The sequence below is a fragment of the Aeromonas sp. XH genome, assembly GCF_033348475.1.
GTDB classification, from domain to species: Bacteria; Pseudomonadota; Gammaproteobacteria; order Enterobacterales; family Aeromonadaceae; genus Aeromonas; species Aeromonas sanarellii.
The window spans coordinates 1,560,588-1,586,232 of the sequence record NZ_CP137630.1 but is presented as its reverse complement, the minus strand read 5'-3'; the positions used below and the strand labels follow the sequence as shown (position 1 = coordinate 1,586,232).

20 protein-coding genes and 1 tRNA gene are annotated in these 25,645 nt (G+C 61.9%); 10 read left to right on the top strand and 11 right to left on the bottom strand.

Going from position 1 to position 25,645, the window contains the following annotated elements:
- Positions 1-48 precede the first annotated feature (48 nt).
- Positions 49-1,461 carry a hypothetical protein gene (locus R2B70_RS07550; RefSeq protein WP_318163022.1) on the bottom strand — a complete coding sequence of 471 codons (1,413 nt, stop codon included), beginning with the start codon at positions 1,459-1,461 and terminating at the stop codon, positions 49-51.
- Positions 1,461-1,811 carry a purine nucleoside phosphoramidase gene (hinT, locus tag R2B70_RS07545; protein ID WP_209791711.1) on the bottom strand — a complete coding sequence of 117 codons (351 nt, stop codon included), beginning with the start codon at positions 1,809-1,811 and terminating at the stop codon, positions 1,461-1,463. The genes R2B70_RS07550 and hinT overlap by 1 nt, the downstream gene beginning before the upstream one ends.
- 257 nt (positions 1,812-2,068) lie before the next feature.
- On the opposite strand from hinT, the gene R2B70_RS07540 reads away from it, so the two are divergent.
- The gene (locus R2B70_RS07540) at positions 2,069-4,081 is read left to right on the top strand and encodes a methyl-accepting chemotaxis protein (protein WP_318163021.1); all 2,013 of its coding nucleotides are present in this window, start codon (positions 2,069-2,071) and stop codon (positions 4,079-4,081) included.
- Between the two features lie 71 nt (positions 4,082-4,152).
- Here R2B70_RS07540 and R2B70_RS07535 read toward each other — a convergent pair whose 3' ends face one another.
- Entirely contained in the window at positions 4,153-5,037 is an 885-nt protein-coding gene (locus R2B70_RS07535; RefSeq protein WP_318163020.1) for a 6-carboxytetrahydropterin synthase, read from the bottom strand.
- 79 nt (positions 5,038-5,116) lie between these two features.
- Between R2B70_RS07535 and R2B70_RS07530 the strand changes: the two genes are divergently transcribed.
- The 5 genes from R2B70_RS07530 (at position 5,117) to R2B70_RS07510 (ending at position 8,935) form a co-directional block, all read left to right on the top strand.
- Positions 5,117-6,460, top strand: a complete 1,344-nt coding sequence (locus tag R2B70_RS07530; RefSeq protein ID WP_010674339.1) for a dihydroorotase — start codon at positions 5,117-5,119, stop codon at positions 6,458-6,460.
- A 1-nt stretch (position 6,461) separates the two neighbouring features.
- Positions 6,462-6,584 carry a hypothetical protein gene (locus tag R2B70_RS07525; RefSeq protein ID WP_280841991.1) on the top strand — a complete coding sequence of 41 codons (123 nt, stop codon included), beginning with the start codon at positions 6,462-6,464 and terminating at the stop codon, positions 6,582-6,584.
- Positions 6,585-6,795: 211 nt separating this feature from the next.
- Positions 6,796-6,872: transfer RNA gene (locus tag R2B70_RS07520), tRNA-Pro, on the top strand.
- A gap of 123 nt (positions 6,873-6,995) precedes the next feature.
- Positions 6,996-7,472: a CC0125/CC1285 family lipoprotein gene (locus tag R2B70_RS07515; RefSeq protein WP_318163019.1), complete on the top strand. Its 477-nt coding sequence runs from the start codon at positions 6,996-6,998 to the stop codon at positions 7,470-7,472.
- Between the two features lie 203 nt (positions 7,473-7,675).
- Positions 7,676-8,935 carry a dicarboxylate/amino acid:cation symporter gene (locus R2B70_RS07510; RefSeq protein WP_318163018.1) on the top strand — a complete coding sequence of 420 codons (1,260 nt, stop codon included), beginning with the start codon at positions 7,676-7,678 and terminating at the stop codon, positions 8,933-8,935.
- Positions 8,936-9,007: 72 nt separating this feature from the next.
- Here R2B70_RS07510 and R2B70_RS07505 read toward each other — a convergent pair whose 3' ends face one another.
- Entirely contained in the window at positions 9,008-9,454 is a 447-nt protein-coding gene (locus R2B70_RS07505) for a methyltransferase family protein (protein WP_042075180.1), read from the bottom strand.
- Positions 9,455-9,627: 173 nt separating this feature from the next.
- Between R2B70_RS07505 and alr the strand changes: the two genes are divergently transcribed.
- On the top strand, positions 9,628-10,854 hold the full coding sequence (gene alr / locus R2B70_RS07500; RefSeq protein WP_042075178.1) for an alanine racemase: 1,227 nt from the start codon (positions 9,628-9,630) through the stop codon (positions 10,852-10,854).
- Between the two features lie 57 nt (positions 10,855-10,911).
- Here the strand turns inward: alr and R2B70_RS07495 are convergent, their stop codons facing one another.
- The 7 genes from R2B70_RS07495 to R2B70_RS07465 all read right to left on the bottom strand — a co-directional run bounded on the left by R2B70_RS07495 (position 10,912) and on the right by R2B70_RS07465 (position 18,723).
- Positions 10,912-11,868, bottom strand: a complete 957-nt coding sequence (locus R2B70_RS07495) for a TerC family protein (protein WP_216990007.1) — start codon at positions 11,866-11,868, stop codon at positions 10,912-10,914.
- A gap of 291 nt (positions 11,869-12,159) precedes the next feature.
- Complete coding sequence (gene oppF, locus R2B70_RS07490) at positions 12,160-13,155, bottom strand: murein tripeptide/oligopeptide ABC transporter ATP binding protein OppF (protein WP_318163017.1); 996 nt, start codon at positions 13,153-13,155, stop codon at positions 12,160-12,162.
- Positions 13,156-14,136 (bottom strand): ABC transporter ATP-binding protein, encoded by a 981-nt coding sequence (locus R2B70_RS07485; RefSeq protein ID WP_318163016.1) that lies wholly within the window; start codon positions 14,134-14,136, stop codon positions 13,156-13,158.
- 107 nt (positions 14,137-14,243) lie between these two features.
- Positions 14,244-15,155 (bottom strand): oligopeptide ABC transporter permease OppC, encoded by a 912-nt coding sequence (gene oppC, locus R2B70_RS07480; protein ID WP_042075170.1) that lies wholly within the window; start codon positions 15,153-15,155, stop codon positions 14,244-14,246.
- Positions 15,156-15,169: 14 nt separating this feature from the next.
- On the bottom strand, positions 15,170-16,090 hold the full coding sequence (gene oppB, locus R2B70_RS07475; RefSeq protein WP_010674330.1) for an oligopeptide ABC transporter permease OppB: 921 nt from the start codon (positions 16,088-16,090) through the stop codon (positions 15,170-15,172).
- A 97-nt stretch (positions 16,091-16,187) separates the two neighbouring features.
- Positions 16,188-17,807: an ABC transporter substrate-binding protein gene (locus tag R2B70_RS07470; protein ID WP_042075168.1), complete on the bottom strand. Its 1,620-nt coding sequence runs from the start codon at positions 17,805-17,807 to the stop codon at positions 16,188-16,190.
- Between the two features lie 280 nt (positions 17,808-18,087).
- The gene (locus R2B70_RS07465) at positions 18,088-18,723 is read right to left on the bottom strand and encodes a YchE family NAAT transporter (protein WP_042075167.1); all 636 of its coding nucleotides are present in this window, start codon (positions 18,721-18,723) and stop codon (positions 18,088-18,090) included.
- Positions 18,724-19,573: 850 nt separating this feature from the next.
- Here R2B70_RS07465 and adhE point away from each other — a divergent pair.
- From adhE to R2B70_RS07450, 3 genes are all read left to right on the top strand, one after another.
- Positions 19,574-22,249, top strand: a complete 2,676-nt coding sequence (gene adhE, locus R2B70_RS07460) for a bifunctional acetaldehyde-CoA/alcohol dehydrogenase (RefSeq protein WP_318163015.1) — start codon at positions 19,574-19,576, stop codon at positions 22,247-22,249.
- A 108-nt stretch (positions 22,250-22,357) separates the two neighbouring features.
- The gene (locus tag R2B70_RS07455; RefSeq protein WP_216990004.1) at positions 22,358-23,593 is read left to right on the top strand and encodes an HD-GYP domain-containing protein; all 1,236 of its coding nucleotides are present in this window, start codon (positions 22,358-22,360) and stop codon (positions 23,591-23,593) included.
- Between the two features lie 352 nt (positions 23,594-23,945).
- Positions 23,946-25,616, top strand: a complete 1,671-nt coding sequence (locus tag R2B70_RS07450; RefSeq protein ID WP_318163014.1) for a sensor histidine kinase — start codon at positions 23,946-23,948, stop codon at positions 25,614-25,616.
- The last annotated feature ends 29 nt before the right edge of the window (positions 25,617-25,645 follow it).

Below are 25,645 nucleotides of genomic sequence, written 5' to 3'. Positions count from 1 at the left end.
CTTTGGCCAGACCGGTCACTCAGGTGGATTGCCATTGCCGGGAGGCCCTCACAGGGGCAGCACCCGGGTCGTCAGACCGGCGCCCAGGCGCTGCACCCACACCAGGGTAGTGCGCCCGGCGTGCACGGTGAGCGGCAGCTGGCGCATGGCACTGCCCGCCCCCAGGGTCAGGGTGATCTCTCCCGCCGTCACCCTCCTCTGCCAGCTCGATGCCTGGGCGGGCAGGGTCAGCCAGCTGCGGGTATCCGCCCGCTCCGAGAGGGTGTTGAAGATCCCGACCAGGATGTTGCCCACATCCCCCCCCTCCTTGGCGGCGCCGCGCCGCATCTGCTCCTTGGCCACCAGCCGCAGGGCCTGGCGGGTCAGCATGCCCGGCAGCCGCTCCTGCAGATCCTTGGCGGCCAGGGCTTCGAGCCGCACCAGCTCGCTGGTCTGCTCGACCCGCTGACCGAGGGTGACGGTCAGGGGCCCGGTGTCACTCGCCCTGTTGTCGTAATAGGGCACAGCCACCGTAAAGGTACGAAAATCGCCGCCCGAGGTGGAGAGGGGCAGCGGCAGGAAAAGCTCCCGCCGCGCCGGGATGAGGCCATCTTCAAACAGCACCACCACCTGCCCCTCGCCCTTGGCAAGGGGCGGCGCCTTGCGGCCCACCTGCTGCTCGATCTCCTTGAGTTCATCGGGCGAGCCCCTAAGCACAGCCAGGCGCAGCAAGGCATCCTGCAGGCTCCGGTTGTCCGGCGCTATCTGGTAGCCGCGCCGATAGTCCACCCAGGCGTCGTTGAGATCCCCCGCAGCCTCGTAGAGCACGCCGGAAAAATAGAAGGTGTAGGCGTTCTGGAAGCCGTTCTTGACCTTGCCGATCAGGCGATCCAGCTCGGGGGCGACGCGCGACATCTGCTGGCGCATCTCCCCGCTGGCCTCGTCCTCCTCTCCGGCCTTTTGCACCTCGTCGGCCCGGCGCTTGAGCGCCTGCTCCTGCACCTGGTTGGCGCGGCGCACCTCCACCAGGGCCCCCTCGGCATCCCCCCGCTGCAGGTACCCCAGGGCCTGGTAGTGGTGCAGCATGGTGCGCTCGTAGTCCGGGGCCCGGTAGGCCATGGTCTGATCGTTGGTCAGCAGGCTGCCCGCCTGGGCCAGCCCATGGCTCAGGCGGTACTGGGCCTGATTGTCTTCCCAGGCGAGGCGACCATCGGCGGCGGCGAAGGCCTGCCTGCTGACTCCATCCTGGCCCGCCAGCCAGGCGATGCGCCCCTTCTCCAACTGGTCCAGCACATAGGTGTCGTCCCCCGGGGTCGACTCGCGTACCTCGGGCAGGGCCTCGGCGGCCTGACCCAGCAGCAGCGCGTTGCGCAGGGGCACCATCTGATCCGAATAGGAGACGAAGATGTCTTTCCAGTGGGAGGCGCAGCCCCCCAGCAGCAGACCGGCCAACAGCAGGCCGGTCAGCGAGGCGGGACGCATCACAGGCTGAGCAGGGGTCCCAGGGGCTGGCCACCGACCAGGTGCAGGTGGATGTGGTAGACCTCCTGCCCGCCGTGGCGGTTGCAGTTCATGATGAGGCGGTAGCCGTTCTCGGCGATGCCGGCCTCGGCCGCCAGCTTGCGTGCCACGGTGAACATCCGTCCCAGCGCCAGCTCGTGATCCGGCTCCACGTCGTTGACCGTGGGGATCAGCACGTTCGGCACGATCAGGATGTGGGTCTTGGCCTTGGGCTGGATGTCGCGAAAGGCGGTCACCAGCTCGTCTTGATAAAGGATGTCGGCGGGGATCTCCTTGCGGATGATTTTGCTGAAAATGGTTTCTTGCGCCATGGGTAACTCCTTTATATGAAAAAGAAAATTTAACACAAAACTCAAGCGACTCCCAAAAATGCCGCCACGGCCCGCCAAGTGTGACACAAGCCGACATTTGACACAGCCGTTGTCCCAATCCCTTCAGTTATTGTGAAGAATACCGATAGTGAGGATGTCGTCCCTACTGCCACGGCAGCGCACCCTTCGGGGCATGCAGGGTATCAAAGGGACGGGGTACTCAGGCAAGGGACTTTTGCACAGACAGCGGGACAATAATGAAACAAACAATGTCAGACCTCTCGATCTTACAGAGAGTCTATCTGGGCTTTGCCATCCTGGTCGCCGTCATGGTGGCCAGCGCGGTACTGACCTTTCGCGGCCAGAGCGAACTCAGCGGCGCCCTTGATCAGGTGACCCAGGAGTCCATGCCGCTGGTGCTCGCCAGCAGCCAGACCCAGATCAGCCTGCTGAGCGCCAACAAGTGGCTCACCGACGTGCTGACCGAGCAGGATCTCAAGCGCCTGCCCGAGGAAGTGGCCGAACTGCAGCAGGCCAAGGGCCAGGTAGACAAGATGCTCTCCAGCCTCAAGCAGCAGGTGGCGGCCCACCCCCAGCTGCAGGGTGACATGCAGGCCCTCGGCAAGCTGGTCGACGACTACCTGCAGCTGACCCAGACCCTGCCCGGCGAACACGAGGCCCTGCTCACCCGGCTGCACAAGGTCAATCTGGCCAAGGGCCAGTTCCAGGTCAGCCTGCCCCAGTTCAAGAAGAACCTCGGCGACATGATGGTCACCGTCGACGACAGCTTCATCAAGATGCTCTCCGAGACCCTGACCACCAAGCTCTCCGCCATCGAGCTCTCCACCATGGATGCCCTGAACCAGAGCATCCCCGCCCCCATCGAGGCGGCGCTCAAGCGCAACAAGATGCAGATCGAGAGCTTCAACAGCACCATCAAGGATCTCCAGGGGGAGCTCAAGGATTTCGACAACAACATGGGCCACTACGTCCACGGGTTCGTGCGCGATACCACGGGCAACGAAGGGGTGCTGGCCCAGTACCTGGCCCTGATGAAACAGCAGCAGGCCATGCGCGAGCAGAGCCGGCAGGCGAGCCAGCTCATCCTTGGCATCCAGAACAAGCTGGAGGGGATCACGGCCCAGAGCCAGCAACTGATGAACGCCAGCATCAAGGCCTCCGATCGGGTGCAGACCCAGAGCACCCTCACCCAGGGGATCAGCATCGCCATCGCCATCTTCGTCGCCATCCTGGTGGCCTTCACCCTGGGCAAGGCCATTCGCCAGCCCCTCAAGGAGCTGCTTCGGGTGCTGACCGAGGTGACCCAGGGGGACATGACCCAGCGCGTCGGCTTCAAGAGCCAGAACGAGTTCGGCCAGCTCGCCAGCCAGATCAACCTGCTGATCCACCAGATGGGTGACGTGCTCAGGCAGCTCTCCCAGGCCTCGAACCAGCTCAACAGCGCCGCCCACGACAACCGCCACACCACCGAATCGGTGCGGGCGGATCTGGAGAAACAGCGCCAGGAGACCGCCTCGGTCGCCGCCGCCATGACCCAGATGGAGGCCTCGGTGCGGGAGGTGGCCCAGGCCGCCAACCAGACCCTGGAGCGGGTGATGGACGTGGAGAAGGCCTCCGAGATGGGTCGCAAGGTGATGGCCGGCAACATCACCACCACCCATCAGCTCGCGGGCAAGCTGCAGCAGACCGGCAAGGTGATCGGCGACGTGAGCGCCATGAGCGGCCAGATCGGCAACATCCTCGACGTCATCCGCGGCATCGCCGAGCAGACCAACCTGCTGGCCCTCAACGCCGCCATCGAGGCGGCCCGTGCCGGCGAGCAGGGTCGCGGCTTCGCCGTGGTGGCGGACGAGGTGCGCAACCTCGCCGGGCGCACCGCCCAGTCCACCAGCGAGATCCAGACCATGATAGAGAACCTGCAGCAAGGGGTCGCCCGGGCGGTCAACGTGATGCAGGAGTGCTCCCGCGAGATGGACAGCTGCGTGGATCAGAGCTCCCAGGCCAACAACGCCATGGAGGAGGTGCAGGGCATCGTGGTGCTCATCAGCGACATGTCGAGCCAGATCGCCTCCGCCGCCGAGCAGCAGCAGGCCACCAGCGCGGACATCGCCACCAACCTCAACCGCATCTCCGACATCTCGGATCTCAACTACCTGGGGATAGAGCGGGTGGCCGAGACCAGCCAGCAGCTCGACTCCCTGGCCGAGCAGCAGGAGACCCTGGTGCAGCGCTTCCGGCTCAGAGCCTGAGGGGCGCCCCCCCCAATGACAAGGCCCCGCAACAGCGGGGCCTTTTGTTCATCTGGGCAACGCAGCGGGGATCAGGCGTAGGCGATGGCGCCCTTGCCGACCCCTTCATAGGCCACGATCTTCACGAACTTGTCCCCCACCTGCCTCTTCACCTCCCGGGCAATGTAGTGGGCCAGCAGTTCTATGGTGGTGTCGGTGTCGATCATCTCCACCTCCGCCGCCGGCATGGCGAGCTGGAACAGCCCCTGGGGCGCCACATACTTGAAGCCGACGTAGTGTTCGCCAGCCTCTTGCAGGATGGCCCTGGCCTGTTCGCTCAGCGCCAGCTCGGACAGGGCCACCCTGTCCTCTTCGGTGCCGAGGTAGATGTCGGCCCAGCGCTCGGCCCAGTTCAGCTCCAGCTCCTGGTCGCGCTCCCCGTCCACAGAAATCTCGATGGGGGAGCGGTGACCGTGGGCGATGCGCTGGCAGTTGCCGTCGTGCTTCTTGAGGCCGTGGCTGTAGTGGTAGAAGGCGCCCTCGATGGCCTCCTGGCGCAGGGTCAGGGTCAGATCCTTGATATTGCCCGGCAGCCGCTTGGCCAGCACCGCCAGCAGATAACGGGTCACCGACTCTTTATCCACCTGGGGCGCGGGAATGAAGGCAAAGCCCTGGGTCGGGCAACGCAGATGGATGGAGCGACCCGGGCGCAGCAGATCCACGGTGCACTCGTCGTTGTCCAGGGGCTGGACATGCACCAGGGGGCTCCCGGTCGGCACCAGCAGCTTGTGATCCACCTCGTCATCGATGATCGACTTGATGAGCTTCTTCACCCGCCCGAAATCCAGCAGCATGCTCATCTCGTTGAGCTCGCCGCTCATCTCGATGTCCACCAGCCAGCTCTCGCCCACCATGCCGCGGCGCTCGCACAAATAGCTGGAATCGATCACAGTCAAATCTCTAACAAATAACTTCATTACTCAGGCCTTGCTACAGAGAAAGTGCAGTTTGCGATATTATGACCCCGGATTATCGGCAAAGGAACTGGAACCCCCCATGAACAAATTGCTTATCAAGAATGCCACCCTGGTCAACGAAGGCCGCATCTATGCTTCCGACGTCCTGATCGAGGGGGAGCGGATCGCCCGCGTCGCCCCGGACATCAGCGCCCCCGATGCGGTGGTGATCGATGCGACCGGTCGTCACCTCATCCCCGGGATGATCGACGATCAGGTCCACTTCCGGGAGCCGGGCCTGACCCACAAGGGGACCATCGCCAGCGAATCCCGGGCCGCCGTGGCCGGTGGCACCACCAGCTTCATGGAAATGCCCAACGTCAATCCCCAGACCACCACCCTCGACGCCCTCGAAGCCAAATACCAGATCGCCGCCAACTCCGCCGCCGCCAACTACAGCTTCTATCTGGGTGCCACCAACGACAACCTGGAAGAGATCAAGAAGCTCGATCCCAAGCAGTCCTGCGGCATCAAGATCTTCATGGGGGCCTCCACCGGCAACATGCTGGTGGACAACCAGGAGACCCTGGCGGCCATCTTCCGCGAGAGCCCGGTGATGATAGTCACCCACTGCGAGGACACCCCCACTATCAAGGTGCTGGAAGACGAAGCTCGCGCCAAGTGGGGCGAGGACGTGCCCATGCGCGAGCACGGCCGCATCCGCAGCGCCGACGCCTGCTACAAGTCCTCCAGCCTCGCGGTCTCCCTGGCCAAGCAGTACGGCGCCAAGCTGCACGTGCTGCACCTGACCACGGCGAAAGAGCTCTCGCTCTTTACCGCCACCCCGGACCTGAAGGATCTCAAGGACAAGAACATCACCGCCGAAGTCTGCGTACACCACCTCTTCTTCAACGAGGCGGACTACGACACCCTGGGCAGCCAGATCAAGTGCAACCCGGCGGTGAAGAGTGCGGCCGACCAGCACGCCCTGCTGGATGCGGTACGCAACGACGTGCTCGACATCATCGCCACCGACCACGCCCCCCACACCTGGGAAGAGAAGCAGAACAGCTACTTCAAGGCGCCCTCCGGCGTGCCCCTGGTGCAGCACTCCCTGCAGGCGCTGCTGGAGCTCTACCACAACGGCGTCTTCTCGCTGGAGACCATCGTCAAGAAGACCTCCCACGCGGTGGCCGAGCGCTTCCAGGTGCAGGATCGCGGCTACATCCGGGAGGGCTACTTCGCGGATCTGGTGCTGCTGGATCTCGGCAAGCCCTACGTGGTCACCGACAGCAACCTGCTCTACCTGTGCGGCTGGTCCCCGTTCAACGGCTACCGCTTCCAGAGCACCATAGAGATGACCCTGGTGAACGGCCAGATCGCCTGGCAGAACGGCCAGGTCACCGACAAGGTGTTGGGCAAGCGGTTGACCTTCAATCGCTGATATGTGTGATGAGCGCTTCCAGCGCGCCCTGATTGAGATGACCCTGGTGTACGGTCAAGTCGCCTGGCAGAACGGCCAGGTCACCGACAAGGTGCTTGGCAAGCGACTGACCTTTAACCGCTGACCAGTCTTCGCTGATGCCAAACGGCCACCCATCGGGTGGCCGTCATTTTTGGCCGACAAGCCGGGAAAACAGCGCAACCCCGGGTGATTGGTCGCTCTTTGATCCGAAGTTGCTCGCAAAGCAGGCGAACGATCGTGAAGTACTGTTTCCCCTGTTGACAGGGCATGGCCATCTCCATAAACTCAGCCCCCGTCAGCCGAGCTGACTCCGTCGGTGTGTAGCGCAGCCAGGTAGCGCATCTGCATGGGGTGTAGAGGGTCGGAGGTTCGAATCCTCTCACACCGACCAAATTCCCCGAGAAAGGCCTTGTCAGACGACAAGGCCTTTTCTTTTTGCGCCGCTGCGCCCCTCATTGTCTCCCCATGTCCGTTGTGCTGTAGTGGTGCTCTGTCTTCTGCCCGGATCCCTCAGATGTCGCTCCCCCGCTCTCCCCTCCCAGGTCTTCTCCTGTGCGGCCTGCTGCTCGGTCAGCTCGCGGGCTGCGCCACCCCCTACGACAGCGAAAAATCCTTCTGGAACGGCCAGACCGGTTTCTCCCAGACCCGGCTCGGGCCTACCCAGTGGCAACTAGAGTTTGTCGGCAACGAGCTGGTGGACAGGGAGACGGCACGCAAATACGTGCTCAAGCGGGCCGGGGAGATGGCGCTGGCACAGGGGTATGCCTGGATGCTGGTGCAGACGCTGACCCTGTCGCGGGATGCGGTCAGGGTCACGCCAGCGCGCCCCCGATTCGGCTTCGACGAATACGAGCCCGACACCTTCATGGACGAGATGCACGTGGAGCATCGCACCTCGGCACTGCTGACCTTCACCCTGGAAAACCGCCCATCGAGCGACCAGAGCCTGGAAGCTGTTTATATTGCAAAGATTAAAATAAACAGCGATTAATATAATTAATTAACAAGATTTACATCACATACCACTAATAACCACATAAAGTTCTGCCATAAGTTGCTGGATTTCCCCTTCGCGATTAGGCATGCTCCAGCACACCGGCTGTCTGGATTCCACGGCCCGGATCACAAAAAAGGACTGAGGTGGCACCCTGCCTACCTGTACAGCACTGCACATATCGAGACTGGGACTCCCCCATGAAAATGAATAAATTGACCGTTGCCATCCTCATCGCGATGATGCTTGGCATTGCTACCGGGCAAGGCTATCGCCTGTTTGCCCCTGCAGAGGCCGCCGGCTTTGCCAGCGACATCACCCTGCTGACCGACATCTTCCTGCGCCTGATCAAGATGATCATCGCCCCCCTGGTGTTCACCACCCTGGTGGTCGGCATCGCCAAGATGGGCGACACCCGCACCGTGGGCCGCATCGGCGTCAAGACCCTGGGCTGGTTCATGCTCGCCTCCCTGATGTCCCTGACCCTGGGTCTGGTGATGGTCCACCTGATGCAACCCGGGGTGGGGCTCTCCCTCTCCCTGCCCGATGACGGCGCCAGCTCCGGCGTGACCGCGGCCGCCATTTCCCTCAAGGACTTCGTGACCCACGCCATCCCGAAAAGCGTGGTCGAGGCCATGGCCACCAACGAGATCCTGCAGATCGTGGTGTTCTCCCTCTTCTTCGGCCTGGCCGCCGCCGCCCTGGGGGATGCCGCCAAGCCCGTGGTCATGCTGATGGCCAGCGGCGCCGAGATCATGCTGAAGGTGACCGGCTATGTGATGAACTTCGCCCCCTTTGCCGTATTCGGCGCCATCGCCGCCATGGTGGCCAAGGAGGGGCTCGGCATCCTCGCCACCTACGGCAGCTTCATGGCCCAATTCTACCTGGCCCTGGCCTGCCTCTGGCTGCTGCTCATCGTCATGGGCAGCCTCTTCATCCGTCGCCGCATCCTGACCCTGCTGGCCATGATCCGCGAGCCCATCCTGCTCGCCTTCTCCACCGCCAGCTCCGAGGCCGCCTACCCCAAGACCCTGGACAGGCTGGAGAAGTTCGGTTGTGACAAGCGCATCGCCAGCTTCGTGCTGCCCATGGGCTACTCCTTCAACCTGGACGGCTCCATGATGTACTGCACCTTCGCGGTGATGTTCATCGCCCAGGCCTATGGCATCGAGCTCAGCACCGCCCAGCAGATCACCATGCTGCTGCTGCTGATGGTCACCTCCAAGGGGATGGCAGGTGTGCCGCGCGCCTCCCTGGTGGTCATCGCCGCCACCCTCAACCAGTTCCAGATCCCGGAGGCCGGCATCCTGCTGCTGCTCGGCATCGATCACTTCCTGGACATGGGCCGCTCCGCCACCAACGTGCTGGGCAACGCCATCGCCGCCAGCGTGGTGGCCAAGAGCGAGGACAGCCTGGGGGACAGCGAACCCCTCGGCCAGGTCGACACCGCCAAGGCCTGATCCCGACCCGCGCTCTCGATACGGCCCGCCTCTGCGGGCCGTTTCTTTATGTGCAATCGGCCAGGAGCCCCCTCAACACCAGCGCCGCACCCGCCGGCAGTAATCGGCATAGGCATCGCCGAAGCGCCTGTGCAGCGCCCGCTCTTCCGCCAGGATTTGAAAGCGGGTGAGCCAGCCCCACAGCAGCAACGGCCCGAGCCACACCATCATGCCCCCCAGATAGCAGGCCAGCGCCATGGTCCAGCAGAGCAGCCCCAGGTACATGGGGTTGCGGCTGATGCGATAGACGCCCCGGGTCACCAGCACCCGGCTCTGATCCAGGCGGATGGGGTGGACGCTGGTCCCCTGGCGCCAGAAGTGCAGGAGTGCCCCGCCTCCCAGCAAGGCTCCCGCCAGCAGCAGGGCTGCGGCAGGCAGGAGCAGGGGCTCTGCCCCCCTCGCCTCTCCCCGCCCCAGCCACATGACAAGGGCGATGACCACAAACAGCAGCAAAGGTGGGATCCGCACCACTAAACGCATATTTTATTCCTGCAGCATGTGCCACGAATGACGCCATTAAGATACACTCTCGCCGCTGGCACCTTGGAAAAAATGGATAAATATCATCCACATACGAATAAATTACCAAGATACCTACGCCCGCGTCCACACCAGGACGCGCCTCAACAGAGACAATAAGAAGGTAACATCCCATGCACAAGAAAACGCTGCTCGCGACCCTGATCTTCGGGCTGCTCGCCGGTCAGGCGGTCGCCGCCCCCTATCTGCCGCTCGCCAGCGACACCCGCAACGGCCAGGAGCAGACCGCCACCAACGCCTGGCTGGAAGTGGACCTGACCGCCTTCGAGCACAACATCCAGACCCTCAAGGATCGTCTGGGTGACAAGGGGCCGCAGATCTGCGCCATCATGAAGGCGGACGCCTACGGCCACGGCATCGACCTGCTGGTCCCCTCCGTGGTCAAGGCGGGCATCCCCTGCATCGGCATCGCCAGCAATGAAGAGGCCCGGGTGGCCCGCGAGAAGGGCTTCGAAGGCCGGCTGATGCGGGTCCGTGCCGCCACCCCGGCCGAGGTGGAGCAGGCCCTGCCCTACAAGCTGGAAGAGCTGGTGGGCAGCCTGGCCAGCGCCCAGGGGATCGCCGACATCGCCCAGCGCCACCACACCACCATCCCGGTGCACATCGGTCTGAACTCCGCCGGCATGAGCCGCAACGGCATCGATCTGCGCCTGGCGGACTCCAAGGAAGATGCCCTGGCCATGCTCAAGCTCAAGGGGATCACCCCGGTCGGCATCATGACCCACTTCCCGGTGGAGGAGAAAGAGGACGTCAAGCTGGGGCTGGCCCAGTTCAAGCTGGACTACCAGTGGCTCATCGACGCGGGCAAGCTGGATCGCAGCAAGCTCACCATCCATGCCGCCAACTCCTTCGCCACCCTGGAAGTGCCGGAAGCCTACTTCGACATGGTGCGCCCGGGCGGCATCATCTATGGCGACACCATCCCCTCCTACACCGAGTACAAGAAGGTGATGGCGTTCAAGACCCAGGTCGCCTCGGTGAACCACTACCCGGCGGGCAACACCGTCGGCTATGACCGCACCTTCACCCTCAAGCGCGACTCCCTGCTCGCCAACCTGCCGCTCGGCTACTCCGACGGCTATCGCCGGGCGCTCAGCAACAAGGCCTATGTGCTGATCCAGGGCCAGAAGGTGCCTGTGGTGGGCAAGACCTCCATGAACACCATCATGGTGGACGTGACTGACCTCAAGGGGGTCAAACCCGGTGACGAGGTGGTGCTGTTCGGCCGCCAGGGTGACGCCGAGGTGAAGCAGTCTGACCTGGAAGAGTACAACGGCGCCCTGCTGGCGGACATGTACACCGTCTGGGGCTACACCAACCCCAAGAAGATCACGCGCTGACCGCGGATCGGAAACAAGAAAGGGCTCCCGCGGGAGCCCTTTTCAGTGGTTTGGCCATCAGGCCGCTTTCACGCCCTCTTTCTTGCGGGTCACCCAGAGGCTAAGCCCCATGGACGCCAGCAGGATCAGCGCCACCACACCCAGCGCGATGCCGGTGGGTATCTTGAAGATGTCGAGCAGCAGCATCTTGACCCCGATGAACATCAGGATCAGCGCCAGGCCGTATTTGAGCAGGGCGAAGCGCTCCGCCACCCCGGCCAGCAGGAAGTACATGGCACGCAGGCCCATGATGGCGAAGATGTTGGAGGTCAGCACGATGAAGGGATCCGTGGTCACCGCGAAGATGGCCGGGATGCTGTCCACCGCAAAGATGAGATCGCTCACCTCCACCAGCACCAGGATGAGCAGCAGCGGGGTGGCGTAGCGCACGCCGTCGCGCCAGACGAAGAAGCTCTCCCCCTCCAGGGTCTCGGTCACCTTGAAGCGGCGGCGCATCCAGAGCAGCAGCGGGTTGTTGGCGAGATCCGGCTCCTTGTCGGCGGCCCACAGCATCTTGACCCCGGTCAGCAGCAGGAAGGCGCCGAACAGGTAGAGGATCCAGTGGAACTGCTCGATGAGCCAGCTGCCCGCAAACACCATGCCGGCCCGCATGACGATGGCGCCCAGCACACCGTAGAGCAGCACCCGGCGCTGCAGCTCGGCCGGAATGGCAAAGTAGCCGAACAGCATCAGCCAGACGAAGACGTTGTCCACCGCCAGCGCCTTCTCGATGAGGTAGCCGGTGAGGAACTCCAGCCCCTTCTCGTTGGCCACCTCGCGGCCCACGCTGTGATCCAGCCAGAGCCAGATGGCTAGGTTGAACAAGAGCGCCACGCTCACCCAGATGAGGGACCAGATCCCTGCCTCCTTGAGCGACACCTTGTGCGCCTTGCCGCCGCCGACGAAGCGTATGTCAATCCATAACAGGACCAGCACTATGCTGAAGAAACCGGTCCACATCCACCATTCACCCATTTTCACTTCTCCCAAAACGACAAAACCCACGACCGAGAGGCGTGGGTTTGCGTTTGGAGCAGATACACCTTGCCTCTCGGCAAGGTCTCACTTACAGCAAGTTCGATGTGCTGCCCGGCTGCCGGGTGCACTGCAGGATATGGGTGCACCGTAATGACGACAAACCGGCGAGAAGTTACTCCCCTTGTGCGGCGGATAGTAACAGCCCGGGAAGATGGCGCCAAGAGGCATCTTCTGCCCCGGACAAAAAAACGGGGCGCCACCCGGGCGCCCCTCGTCATCCCATCTGTCTCAGAGCGGATCCACCTTGAGACAGGAGACCGCGTGGTCGAAGTTCCCCTCGAGCATGGGCCGGGTCTTGGCACACTCCGGGCCCGCCACCGGGCAGCGGGTGCGGAACACGCAGCCGGAGGGCGGGTTCATGGGGGACGGCAAGTCCCCTTCCAGGATCTGGATGGTCTTGCTGCGCTCCACGTCCGGATCCGGGATGGGCACAGCCGACATCAGGGCCTTGGTGTAGGGGTGCAGGGGGTTCGCGAAGATCTCCTTGCCGGTGCCTAGCTCCACGGCGTTGCCCAGGTACATGACCAGCACCCGATCCGAGATGTGTTTGACCACGGAGAGGTCGTGGGCGATGAAGATGAGGGAGAGCCCCATCTCCTTTTGCAGGGATTTCAGCAGGTTCACCACCTGAGCCTGGATGGAGACATCCAGCGCCGAGACCGGCTCGTCGCAGATGATCATCTTGGGTTCCAGGATCAGCGCCCGGGCGATGCCGATGCGCTGGCACTGGCCGCCGGAGAACTCGTGGGGGTAGCGGTTCACCAGGTTCGGCAGCAGGCCCACCTTGGTCATCATGGCGCGCACCTTCTCCTTCACCTCATCCTTTGAGAGCTTGGGATAGAAGGTGATGAGCGGCTCGGCGATGATATCGCCTATGGTCATGCGCGGGTTCAGGGAGGCCAGCGGATCCTGGAAGATCATCTGGATCTCCTTGCGCTTCTCCCGCAGGGCGTTCTGCTCCAGCTTGGTCAGATCCTGCCCCAGCCACACCACCTTGCCGTCGGTGGCCGGCACCAGGCCGATGAGGGCGCGGGCGAAGGTGGACTTGCCACAGCCGGACTCCCCCACCACCCCCAGGGTTTCCCCCTCGTACAGGCGCAGGGTGACGCCATCCACCGCCTTCAGGGCGGAGGGCTTGGCCCAGGGCCAGGCCTTGTCACTCTTGATGCTGAAGTGAACCTTGAGGTCGGACACTTCCAGCAGCAGTTTCTTGTCAGTACCCATTTAGTTCACTCCCTTGATCATGGCATCCGATACCCAGTGGCAGGCCCGCTCCCGACCGTCGCCGAAGGGGGTCAGGACGGGAGACTGCTGGCCGCAAATCTCGTGGGCCCGGTGGCAGCGCTCCTGGAAGGGGCAGCCGGTGGGCAGACGCAGCAGGTTGGGCGGATTGCCCGGGATGGTGGGCAGCACTTCCCCTTCCGTATCGAGGCGGGGAATGGCGCGCAGTAGCCCTTCGGTATAGGGGTGGCTCGGGCGATAGAAGATGTCGTTCACCCTGCCGTATTCCATGGTGCGGCCCGCGTACATCACCAGCACCTTGTCACAGATGCCGGCCACGACACCGAGGTCGTGGGTGATCATGATGATGGCGGTGTTGAACTCGCGCTTGAGCTCGTTCATCAGGGTCATGATCTGGGCCTGCACCGTCACGTCCAGGGCCGTGGTCGGCTCGTCGGCGATGAGCAGCTGCGGCCGGCACAGCAATGCCATGGCGATCATCACCCGCTGGCGCATGCCGCCGGAGAACTCGTGGGGGTACATGTTCATCCGCTTGCGCGACTCGGGGATCTTCACCGCGTCCAGCATGCGCACCGACTCCTCGAAGGCGGCGGCCTTGGTCATCCCCTTGTGCAGCATCAGCACTTCCATCAGCTGATCCTTCACCTTCATGTAGGGGTTCAGCGACGTCATGGGGTCCTGGAAGATCATGGCGATCTTCTCGGAGCGGATGCGGTTGAGCTTGGATTCCGGCAGGTTGAGGATCTCCTCCCCCTGGAACCTGGCCGAGCCGGTGATGACGCCGTTCTTGGCGAGCAGCCCCATGATGGCGAACGCGGTCTGGGACTTGCCCGAACCGGACTCCCCGACGATCCCCAGGGTCTCGCCGGCAGTAAGAGAAAAGTTGAGGTCGTTGACGGCCACCACATTGCCGTCCGGGGTCTTGAACTCGACCCGCAGATCTTTCACATCCAGTAATTTCATATCAGCACTCCTTATCGCGCTGTCGTGATGCCGGCCTGCCCATCCCGAACGCAGCGCGTCCCTGAACGGGTCTTACGGCCCCTTGGCGTCTTTCCTGTCCCTTGCTGTCAGCGATCCTTTGGATCCAGGGCATCACGCAGACCATCCCCGAGGAAGTTGAAGCAGAACAGGGTCACCACCATGAAACCGGCGGGGAACAGGAGTTGCCAGATGGCCACTTCCATCGACTTGGAGCCTTCATCCAGCAGGGCGCCCCAGCTGGTCATGGGCTCTTGCACCCCCAGCCCCAGGAAGCTCAGGAAGGATTCGAACATGATCATCCCCGGCACCAGCAGGGTGGCGTAGACCGCCACTATGCCGAGCACGTTCGGCACGATATGGCGGGTGATGATCTTCCACTTGGAGACGCCGCAGACGTGGGCCGCCTCGATGAACTCCTTGCTCTTGAGGCTCAGGGTCTGGCCGCGCACGATCCGCGCCATGTCGAGCCAGCTCACCGCGCCGATGGCGAGGAAGATGAGCGCCAGATTGCGACCGAAGAAGGTCACCAGCATGATCACGAAGAACATGAAGGGGAAGGCGTTGAGGATCTCCAGCACCCGCATCATCAGGCTGTCGACCCGGCCGCCGATGAAGCCGGAGGCGGCGCCATACAGGGTGCCGATGATGACGGCCACCAGGGCCCCCATGATGCCGACCATCAGCGAGATGCGCCCGCCGAGCAGGGTACGCACGAAGAGATCCCGACCCAGGCTGTCGGTACCGAACCAGTGACCCGTCTCCATGTCAGGAGCGGTCTGCATGGCGCCCCAATCCGGATCGTCGAAGGTGTATTGGGACAGGTGGGGCCCGACGATCACCGCCAGACCTATGATGGTCAGGATGATGAGGCTGGTCAGGGCCGCCTTGTTGCGCAGGAAACGGCGACGGGCATCCTTCCACAGGGAGCGCCCTTCCACCACTTCCACTTTCTGGGCAAACGCCTCGACGGCTTCGCGCTTTTCAGTTGTGACTACCATGATGAACTCCCGGCTTAGTAACGGATCTTGGGATCGATGACGGCATAGAGGATATCGACCACGGCGTTAAAGGTGATGGTGAGGGCGCCGACCAGAATGGTCAGGCCGAGTACCATGGAGTAATCACGGTTCAGCGCTCCGTTGACGAACAGCTGGCCAATCCCCGGCAGGCCGAAGATGGTCTCGATCACCACGGAGCCGGTGATGATGCCCACGAAGGCCGGACCCAGGTAAGAGACCACAGGCAGCATGGCCGGGCGCAGCGCGTGCTTGAGGATGATGTGGCGCAGGGGCAGCCCCTTGGCGCGGGCGGTACGGATGAAGTTGGAGTTCATGGTCTCGATCATGCTGCCGCGCATGATGCGGGAGATGGCCGAGATGTAGTACATCATCATGCCGAACACCGGCAGCACCATGAACTGGGCGCCCCCCCCCTGCCAGCCCCCCGCCGGGAACCAGCCGAGATAGATGCTGAAGAAGAGCACCAGCAGCGGTGCCAATACGAAGCCCGGGATCACCACCCCGGCCATGGCCGACGACATCAGCAGATAGTCGATGAGGGTGTTCTGCTTGAGCGCCGCTATGGTGCCGAAGGTGACCCCCAGGGTCACCGCCAGCAAGAAGGCGACCGAGCCAATCTTGGCGGAAACGGGCAGCGCCTGGCTCACCAGATCGTTGACGGTGAAGTCCTTGTACTTGAAGGAGGGCCCCAGATCTCCCTGGACCAGGTTGCCCAGATAGGTGAGGTATTGCATGCCGATGGGCTTGTCCAGGCCATATTTGGCCTCGATGTTGGCCAGGACTTCCGGCGGCAGGGCGCGTTCGCTGGTGAAGGGGTTGCCCGGGGCGAATCGCATCATGAAGAAGGAGACGGTGATCAAGACCAGCAGAGTCGGGATCGCTTCCAATAGACGTTTAAGGATGAATTTCAACATAGACATTTCCTGTCCTGTACTGCTTCCAAAGGGTCGCGGTTGTAATAAAGGCCCGCCGTCTGGCGGGCCCTGCTTGTTATGCGACTTGTTTCTTTACTCAGTGAGCAACGATGTACATGTCTTTGCTGTAGATGTTGTCCAGCGGGTTGGCCGGGTAGCCGCCCACGTAGGGCTTGACCATGCGGGAGGTCACGTACTGATAGATGGGGGCGATCGGCATGTCCTTGGCCAGGATCTCTTCGGCCTGGACATAGAGCTTGTTGCGCGCATCGGCATCCACCTGGTTGCGGGACTCGCTCATCAGCTTGTCGAAGGCGGGGTTGGAGTACTTGCCGTCGTTGTTGCCGTGGGTGGTCTGCATCAGATCCAGCATGGAGGAGGCTTCGTTGTAGTCCGCAATCCAGCCGGCGCGGCCCACGTCGAAGTTACCCTGCTTCTTGGTCTCCAGGTAGGTCTTCCACTCCTGGTTCACCAGGCTCACCTGCACGCCGAGCTTCTTCCACATGGAGGCGACGGCCACGGCCACCTTCTTGTGGTTGTCGTCGGTGTTGTAGAGCAGCTCGAACTTGAGCGGCTTGCCCGGGCCGTAACCGGCTTCGGTCAGCAGCTCCTTCGCCTTGGCGTCGCGCTCCGCCTGGGTCAGCTTGGACCAGGCCGGCGCCACCGGCTTGAAGCCGTCCACGAAGTCGGGCACCAGGGTGTAGCCCGGGGTTTCGCCCTTGCCCATCACCTTGTCGGCGATCACGTTGCGATCGATGGCGTAGGAGAGCGCGGTACGCACCCGCACGTCGTCAAACGGCTTGTGCTTGAAGTTGTACTGGTAGTAGTAGGTGCCCACATAGCCGCTCACCTTCACCTCGTCCGGCAGATCCTTCTTCATCTGCTTGAAGCGCTCGATGGGCATGTTGTAGGTGAGATCCACTTCGCCGGCCAGATAGCGGTTCAGCTCGGCGTTGGTGGACTGGATCGGCAGATAGGTCACCTTCTCGATGACGGTCTTGCCGTTGTTCCAGTAGCTGGGGTTGCGCACCACGTCGACGCGCTCGTTGACCACCCAGTCCTTCAGCACGTAGGCGCCGTTGGACACCATATTGCCGGGCTGGGTCCACTTGTCACCAAACTTCTCGATGACCTTCTTCGGGACCGGATAGGTGGTGGTGTGGGAAAGCATGCTGACGAAGTAAGGCACCGCCTTCTCCAGCTGCACCTCGAAGGTGTGATCGTCCACCGCCTTCACACCCAGGGTGTCGGACGGCTTCTTGCCAGCGATGATGTCGGTGGCGTTGACGATGGTCGGGATCTCCATGTACCAGGAGTAGGGAGAGGCCGTCTTGGGATCCACCGCGCGCTTGAAGGCAAATTCGAAATCGTGGGCGGTGACGGGATCGCCGTTGGACCACTTGGCATCCTTGCGCAGGTGGAACACGTAGTGTTTGTTGTCCTTGGTTTCCCAGGACTCGGCGACGCCGGGCAGGGTCTCACCCTTGGGGCCGGAGGTGACGAGACCCTCGAACAGGTCGCGCAGGATATTGGATTCTACCGTTCCCTCGGTCTTGTGCGGATCCAGGGTGGCAGGTTCGGAGCCATTGCCCTTCACCAGGGTTTGCTCGGGAGCCAGCTTGGTACCGGCGGGGACATCGGCGGCCTGGGCCAGGGTGGCGCCACCGAAAAGTGCGGTCAATAAAAGGGTATTAATAATTGTTTTTCTATGAGTCATTTCCATACTCCAACAAGAACATTCCATGCATTTGTTATCCACGAGACAAACACCTCGCTGCCCGCATAATTCCCTGACAATTCTGATAATGCAATAGATATCATCAGTGCGGGACCACTTTAATGGTCAAAAAAACAGCCTTAAACCATTTATTCAGCATTTAAATATCGCGCGGCGGTCATTTTTCATACAGAGCCGCTCGATTCTAGTAAATGACCAACAAAAAAGAAACAATAAAAAAGCCGGTCACAGGGACCGGCTCCGACAAAACAGACCTGGCTCACATCAGGCCGGGGAAGACTCCCTTGATGCCGGCTACTATGATCTCGATGCCGAGGGACATCATGATGAGACCCATGATACGGGTGACCACGTTGATGCCGGTGTTGCCCATCAGCTTGAACAGCAGGGGGGCGGCGCGGAAGATGAGCCAGGAGCAGCAGGCGAACGCCACCACCACCAGGAACATGCCGGCCAGCTGGGGCAGGGTCTTCTGGCTGGCATAGACGATGGAGGACGAGATGGCACCTGGCCCGGCCATCAGGGGCAGCGCCAGGGGCACCACGGCGATGGATTCGCGCGCGGCCAGCTCCCCCTTCTCCTGCTTGTTGTGCTTCACCTCGCCGAGCTTGCCCTGCAGCATGGACCAGGCGATCAGGGTGATGAGCGAGCCCCCCGCTATACGAAAGGAGGCCAGCGAGATGCCGAAGCCGTCGAGGATCAACTGCCCCATGCACATGGAGACCATCAGGATGATCATCACGGCGATGTGGGCCGTCGTATTGGTCTTCCTGCGCTCCTCCGGCTGCATGTGACCCGTCAGACTGACAAAGACCGGCAACAGACCCAGCGGGTTGATGATCGCAAAGAGGCCGACGAAGAATTTCAGGTATAAAGAGAAGTCAATTGCTGCCATAGGCGCCATCCAGAACCAAGCCGGGCCACTGAGGGCCATCCCCATCAAACTGCGCGTAAATTTACACCAGGACTTTTCCCTTCTCCAATCAAATAATCTCACCCTTACCGGGGCTTTTTAGTTAGTTCCTCTAATGTATCGACGAAATTCAACATATCGAGTTGTTAAGCAACATGGTCAATATTTAACGGAATGATAAAACCCGTCGGCATTTTATTCTGCTCATCCCTCTCATCACGATATTGATACTCCACAAACGGCCATGCCGCTGGCCGGATATCGGCATACCCCGACGCCTCCTGCACAGTGGCTATCCGCCCGCGCCACGGCCAGCAACCGCCCTCTTCTGCCATTATCGGCCCATCATTGCCTGTGCCGTCGCCTCACCTTCAGCATCTTGTGCGCCGGGTGCGGCAACTGGATGAAAGCAACAAGCCGCTTTTTCAACAAACTTGAAACGCATGCCCCACTTCCGGCGTGGCCGTGTCACCATGGCACTCCCCCCTGTCTGTTCCCGCGCCACCCGAAAAGGAGGGAGGACAGGGGCAAGGACCCGAACCCGGACGCAAAAATCCTTGCCTCTCTTGCAGTTAGCACTCGAGGCGCACGCAACAGGTTAGCAACATTCGGTCAGTCTGGTGGGTGAAACAAAATTTCTTTTGTTCTTTTGTTACATATGATCCAGATCAATCTTTTCTGACACATCCCGGCCCTATAATCGAGTCAGAAAGCAGTTTACTAAGGCATGTAAATACCCCGTTGTGGTGATTCTCTCCTTGACAGGGCGACTATAATTGCCGGGCATTGCCAAGGTCTTACTAAACAGTTTTCAAATCATCAGGAGATAAACATGGCAGTAACCAATTTGGCTGAACTGGATGCACTGGTTGCCCGCGTCAAGGAAGCCCAGCGTGAATTCGCCAGCTTCTCGCAAGAGCAGGTAGACAAGGTCTTCCGCGCCGCCGCACTGGCCGCCAGCAACGCCCGTATCCCCCTGGCCCAGATGGCCGTTGCCGAATCCGGCATGGGTATCATCGAAGACAAGGTCATCAAGAACCACTTCGCCTCCGAATACATCTACAACGCCTACAAAGATGAGAAGACCTGCGGCATCCTCAGTGAAGATGACGAGATGGGCACCATCACCATCGCCGAGCCGGTAGGCATCATCTGCGGTATAGTACCGACCACCAACCCGACTTCCACCGCGATCTTCAAGGCCCTGATCTCCCTGAAGACCCGCAACGCCATCATTTTCTCCCCGCACCCCCGCGCCAAAAACTCCACCAATACCGCAGCCAAGCTGGTACTGGATGCAGCCGTGGCCGCCGGTGCGCCGAAAGACATCATCGGCTGGATCGACCAACCCTCCGTCGAGCTCTCCAACGCCCTGATGCGCCACAACGACATCAACCTGATCCTGGCCACCGGTGGTCCTGGCATGGTGAAGGCCGCCTACTCCTCCGGTAAGCCCGCCATCGGTGTGGGTGCGGGCAACGTGCCCATCGTCATCGACGAGACTGCCGATATCAAGCGTGCCGTCGCCTCCATCCTGATGTCCAAGACCTTCGACAACGGCGTGGTCTGTGCGTCCGAGCAGGCGGTCATCGTGGTCGACTCCATCTACAACCAGGTCAAGGAGCGCTTCGCGACTCACGCCGGCTATATCCTCTCCAAGGACGAAGCCGACAAGGTGCGTAAAGTGCTGCTGATCAACGGCGCCCTGAACGCCGACATCGTGGGCCAGCCTGCCACCAAGATCGCCGCCATGGCCGGTGTCACCGTGCCTGCCACCACCAAGATCCTCATCGGTGAAGGTCTGGAGCTGTGCGCCGAGGACGAGTTCGCTCACGAGAAGCTCTCCCCGACCCTGGGGATGTTCCGCGCCAAGAACTTCGAAGAAGCCGTCGAAATGGCCTGCGACATGGTCAACATCGGTGGTATCGGCCACACCTCCGGTCTGTACACCGACCAGGATCGCAACGCCGACCGCATCAAGTACTTCGGCGACAAGATGAAGACCGCCCGTATCCTGATCAACACCCCCTCCACCCAGGGCGGTATCGGTGACCTGTACAACTTCGCACTTGCCCCGTCCCTGACCCTGGGTTGCGGCTCCTGGAGTGGTAACTCCATCTCCGAGAACGTCGGTCCCAAGCACCTGATCAACAAGAAGACAGTCGCAAAACGGGCAGAAAATATGCTGTGGCACAAACTTCCGAAATCCATCTACTTCCGTCGTGGTTCCCTGCCGATCGCCCTGGGCGACCTGGAAGGCAAGAAGCGCGCCATGGTGGTCACCGACCGTTTCCTGTTCAACAACGGCTATGCCGATGAAGTGGTTCGTCTGCTCAAGAAGCTGAACATGGAAGTGGAAATCTTCTACGAAGTGGAAGCCGACCCGACTCTGTCCGTGGTACGCAAGGGCGCCGAGATGGCGAACTCCTTCAAGCCGGACGTGATCGTCGCCCTGGGCGGTGGTTCACCCATGGATGCGGCCAAGATCATGTGGGTCATGTACGAGCACCCGGACACCGCGTTCGAAGATCTGGCCATGCGCTTCATGGACATCCGCAAGCGTATCTACAAGTTCCCGAAAATGGGCGTGAAGGCCGAACTGGTCTGCATCACCACCACTTCCGGTACCGGTTCTGAAGTGACCCCGTTTGCGGTCGTGACCGACGACGCCACCGGCATGAAGTACCCGCTGGCCGACTACGAGCTGACCCCGAACATGGCCATCGTGGATGCCAACCTGGTCATGGGCATGCCCAGATCCCTGTGTGCCTTCGGCGGTATCGACGCCGTGACCCACGCCATGGAAGCCTATGTCTCCGTGCTGGCCAACGAGTACTCCGACGGTCAGGCGCTGCAAGCCCTGAAACTGCTGAAGGAATACCTGCCCTCCAGCTACCTGAACGGTGCCAACGACCCGGTTGCCCGCGAGAAGGTGCACAACGCCGCCACCATCGCCGGTATCGCGTTTGCCAACGCCTTCCTGGGCGTGTGTCACTCCATGGCCCACAAGCTGGGTGCAGAGTTCCACATCCCCCACGGTCTGGCCAACGCCCTGCTGATCAGCAACGTCATCCGCTACAACGCGAACGACAACCCGACCAAGCAGACCGCGTTCTCCCAGTACGACCGTCCGCAGGCTCGCCGTCGCTACGCCGAAGTCGCTGACCACCTGGGTCTGACCGCAGCCGGTGACCGCACCGCGGCCAAGATCGAGAAGCTGCTGGCCTGGCTGGACGAGCTGAAAGCCACCCTGGGCATCCCGGCCTCCATCCGTGAAGCCGGTGTGAACGAGGCGGACTTCCTGGCCAAGGTTGACCAGCTGGCCCTGGAAGCCTTCGATGACCAGTGCACCGGCGCCAACCCGCGCTACCCGCTGATCACCGAGCTCAAAGCCATCCTGATGGACACCTACTACGGTCGTCCCTTCGTCGAGGAAGCTCAGGTAGCGACCAAGGTTGAAGCCAAGGTCGAGGCCAAGGTAGACAGCAAGAAGAAATCCAAGGCCTGATAATCGGCCAGGATGACAAAGCCCGCGCAGTTGCGCGGGCTTTTTATTTGTCTATCTGCTTAATTTTGCTAGCTTGTTGGTAGGCAAACACGACACAAGAGCTAGCATATGGCGCTGATCCAGGCCTCCATCGAGCAGTTGAGAGTCGGCCACTACATCCATCTTCCCACGGGATGGACCAGTCACCCTTTCCTGTTCAACGCCTTCAAGATCCGCGACCAGCAGCAGCTGGAGATCCTCCGCCACCTCGAACTCACCCTGCTGATGGTGGATCCCGACAAGAGCGATCTGCCCGTCACCCCCCTGCTGAGTGCCGAACCGGCCACCGCACCCGGGCCGGACATGGTGCAACACGCCCCCTTGACCCCCATGACCCCCACCTTCGACGAGAAGGCATTCAGACGCTCCCTGCGCGCCGCCGACAAGGCCTTTGGCCAATCCCTGTCGGATCTGCGCGATGCACTCGGCGCCCTCAACCTCAAGCCCGACGAAGGCCTGGCCAATACCGCCCAGCTAGTGCGCAACACCGCCGCCCGTCTGGCAGAGCATCAGGGGCCGCTCGGTCTGCACCTCATCCGCAGCCAGCACACGGATACCCTGCTGCAGCACAGCCTGAGCGTGGCCTTCATCGCCATGCTGATGGCGCGAGAACTCGGCATGAACCCGGTCGAGATCGAGGAGGCGGGGCTGGCCGGCCTGCTGCACGACATCGGTGAGCTCAGGATCCCGAGCCAGATCACCCAGAAACGGGGCGAGCTCAACAAGGCAGAGCAGAACTTCCTCAACATGCATCCCCAGTACGGGCTGGAGATGCTCAACCAGTTGCAGGCCTTCGAGCCCAGGATCCGCGAGGTGGCCCATCTGCATCACGAGCGCCTCGATGGCAGCGGCTTTCCCCTCTGCCTTCAGGGCGACAGGATCCCTCCCCTCGCCCGCCTCATCGGCCTGGTGGATCACTACGACGAGTCCCTTCACCCCCGCAGCGGCCTACAGCCCGCGGGGCCGAGCCAGGTCATAGGCCAGCTCTTCAAGCTGTCACAGAAGAAGTTCGATCAGGATCTGGTCAGGTTGCTGATAAAGGTGCTCGGGGTCTATCCGCCCGGTTCCCTGGTGCGCCTCGACGACGACTCGGTGGCCCTGGTGCTGTCGACCGAGCCCACTCTGCCCCTCAAACCCAAGGTACAGCCCTACATCAAGGGGCAGCGCCCGGAGGGGGTGGCCATGATCGATCTGCGGGAAGATGCGCGAAGCATTGTGGCCACCCTCAGGCTGGAGGAGCTGGATGAGGGGCAGCGGGCCTTCTTCGGCCTGGGTAGGCGGGTCTGCTACTATTTCGCCTTCTGAGTTATCCCCAGAAGCTGGGGATAACTCATTGGACAAACCTGAATAATTGCTCAAGCCCCCTCGAAATCGTCCGCCATTGGCACCGGATAAAAAACGCCCAGCCGAAGGCCGGGCGGAGCATGCCACCTCCGTGTGGTGTATCCGGCGGATACATTCATGCTCTCTCCAGCAATACCAAGCGCTGGCAGATTACACAAATATCAATTTAACACTCTGATTTTATATGGTTTTATTTTTCCATTCTGGCAAACTGCCTCCGCAACAGGGGCGCGGCATGCACCAGGACGAGATCTGGCTCACAATACGCCAGGGTGACTCACGGGCTCGGCATGATTCTTGAAGAAGGTTTTTTATGCAGTTAGTTCTCTCCCTGCTCCAGCAGATGAGCGTCAGCCTGGTCATCGCCTACCTCTTTTCCAAGAGTCCGCTGCTGCGCCCCCTGGCCAACTACTCGGTCAGACTTCCCCACAAGGTGCTCATCTACCTCATCTTCTCCAGCTTCTGCATCCTGGGTACCTATGTGGGGCTGGACATCGACGACGCCATCGCCAATACCCGCGCCGTCGGCGCCGTGCTGGGCGGGCTGCTGGGGGGCCCGCTGGTGGGCTTCCTGGTGGGGCTGACCGGCGGCCTGCACCGCTATACCCTGGGGGGGTTCACCGATCTCGCCTGCGCCATCTCCACCACCTGCGAGGGGCTGCTGGGCGGGCTGGTGCACTGGCGGCTGATGCGGGCGGGCAAGATGGATGCGCTGTTCGAGCCGCGCATCGCCTTCTTCACCACCCTCTACGCCGAGATCATGCAGATGGTGATCATCCTGCTGGTGGCCACGCCATTCGATAAATCCCTGCTGCTGGTGCGCACCATCGCCACCCCCATGATCCTGGCCAACTCCTGCGGCGCCGCGCTCTTCATCAGCATGATCCGCGATCAGCAGCAGATGTACGAGAAGTTCTCCCGGGTCTTCTCCGCCAAGGCGCTCAATATCGCCAACCGCACCGTCGGCATCATGAGCCAGGGCTTCACCCCCGAGGCCAGCCACAAGATCGCCAGCATCATCCAGGAGGAGACCGGCGTCGGGGCCGTCGCCATCACGGATACCGACAAGATCCTCGCCTTCATCGGCATCGGCGAGGAGCACCACCAGCCTGGTACCCCCATCACCTCGGCCATCACCCTGCAGGCCATCGCCCGCAACAAGGTGCTGTTTGCCGACGGCAACAGCCAGCCTTACCGCTGCAGCATCTCCCCCCAGTGTCAGCTCGGCTCTGTGCTGGTGATCCCGTTGCAGGGGGATCAGGGGGTGATCGGCACCATCAAGCTCTACGAACCCAAGAAGCGGCTGTTTCTCAAGATCAACCACACCCTGGGGGAAGGGATCGCCAACCTGCTCTCCCAGCAGCTGCTGACCGGCCGGCTGGAGCAGCAGCAGCGGCTGCTGGTGCAGTCCGAGCTCAAGCTGGTGCAGGCCCAGATCAATCCCCACTTCCTGTTCAACACCCTCAACACCATCAGCGCCATCACCCGGCGCGAGCCCGAGCGGGCGCGCCAGCTGCTGCTGCACCTCTCCCTGTTCTTTCGCAAGAACCTCAAGCGCCAGAGCGGCCTGGCCACCCTGCAGGAGGAGCAGGAGCACTGCCAGTCCTATCTGGAGATCGAGCTGGCCCGCTTTGGCGACAGGCTGACGGTGCAAAACGAGATCCCGCCCGCCCTCGCCGGCCTCAAGCTGCCGAGCTTCACCCTGCAGCCTCTCATCGAGAATGCCATCAAGCACGGCATCTCCACCCTGCTGGAGCAGGGGCGCATTCGCCTCTACGCCGAGCAGACGGCGGAACAGGTCACCCTCCACGTGGAGGACAACGCCGGCACCTGGCAGGAGAAACCGGCCGGAGACGGCCTCGGCATGACCCTGGTGGACAGGCGCCTCAAGAGCGCCTTCGGCAACCGCTATGGCCTGAGCGTCAGCTGCGAGCCCGACTGCTGGACCCGGGTCTCCGTCACCCTGCCCAGGGAGGCGCCATGACCCGGCCGCCGCAACACACCATCTTTGCC

Bases quoted from the DNA above. Each gene is read 5' to 3' on its own strand.
- R2B70_RS07540 (WP_318163021.1), top strand. From the start codon at position 2,069: ATGAAACAAACAATGTCAGACCTCTCGATCTTACAGAGAGTCTATCTG.
- R2B70_RS07535 (WP_318163020.1), bottom strand. From the start codon at position 5,037: ATGAAGTTATTTGTTAGAGATTTGACTGTGATCGATTCCAGCTATTTG.
- R2B70_RS07530 (WP_010674339.1), top strand. From the start codon at position 5,117: ATGAACAAATTGCTTATCAAGAATGCCACCCTGGTCAACGAAGGCCGC.
- oppF (WP_318163017.1), bottom strand. From the start codon at position 13,155: ATGGGTACTGACAAGAAACTGCTGCTGGAAGTGTCCGACCTCAAGGTT.
- R2B70_RS07450 (WP_318163014.1), top strand. From the start codon at position 23,946: ATGCAGTTAGTTCTCTCCCTGCTCCAGCAGATGAGCGTCAGCCTGGTC.
- R2B70_RS07495 (WP_216990007.1), bottom strand. From the start codon at position 11,868: ATGGGTGAATGGTGGATGTGGACCGGTTTCTTCAGCATAGTGCTGGTC.
- R2B70_RS07470 (WP_042075168.1), bottom strand. From the start codon at position 17,807: ATGACTCATAGAAAAACAATTATTAATACCCTTTTATTGACCGCACTT.
- R2B70_RS07465 (WP_042075167.1), bottom strand. From the start codon at position 18,723: ATGGCAGCAATTGACTTCTCTTTATACCTGAAATTCTTCGTCGGCCTC.
- hinT (WP_209791711.1), bottom strand. From the start codon at position 1,811: ATGGCGCAAGAAACCATTTTCAGCAAAATCATCCGCAAGGAGATCCCC.
- R2B70_RS07515 (WP_318163019.1), top strand. From the start codon at position 6,996: ATGTCGCTCCCCCGCTCTCCCCTCCCAGGTCTTCTCCTGTGCGGCCTG.
- oppB (WP_010674330.1), bottom strand. From the start codon at position 16,090: ATGTTGAAATTCATCCTTAAACGTCTATTGGAAGCGATCCCGACTCTG.
- R2B70_RS07525 (WP_280841991.1), top strand. From the start codon at position 6,462: ATGTGTGATGAGCGCTTCCAGCGCGCCCTGATTGAGATGACCCTGGTG.
- oppC (WP_042075170.1), bottom strand. From the start codon at position 15,155: ATGGTAGTCACAACTGAAAAGCGCGAAGCCGTCGAGGCGTTTGCCCAG.
- R2B70_RS07505 (WP_042075180.1), bottom strand. From the start codon at position 9,454: ATGCGTTTAGTGGTGCGGATCCCACCTTTGCTGCTGTTTGTGGTCATC.
- R2B70_RS07455 (WP_216990004.1), top strand. From the start codon at position 22,358: ATGGCGCTGATCCAGGCCTCCATCGAGCAGTTGAGAGTCGGCCACTAC.
- adhE (WP_318163015.1), top strand. From the start codon at position 19,574: ATGGCAGTAACCAATTTGGCTGAACTGGATGCACTGGTTGCCCGCGTC.
- R2B70_RS07485 (WP_318163016.1), bottom strand. From the start codon at position 14,136: ATGAAATTACTGGATGTGAAAGATCTGCGGGTCGAGTTCAAGACCCCG.
- R2B70_RS07550 (WP_318163022.1), bottom strand. From the start codon at position 1,461: ATGCGTCCCGCCTCGCTGACCGGCCTGCTGTTGGCCGGTCTGCTGCTG.
- alr (WP_042075178.1), top strand. From the start codon at position 9,628: ATGCACAAGAAAACGCTGCTCGCGACCCTGATCTTCGGGCTGCTCGCC.
- R2B70_RS07510 (WP_318163018.1), top strand. From the start codon at position 7,676: ATGAAAATGAATAAATTGACCGTTGCCATCCTCATCGCGATGATGCTT.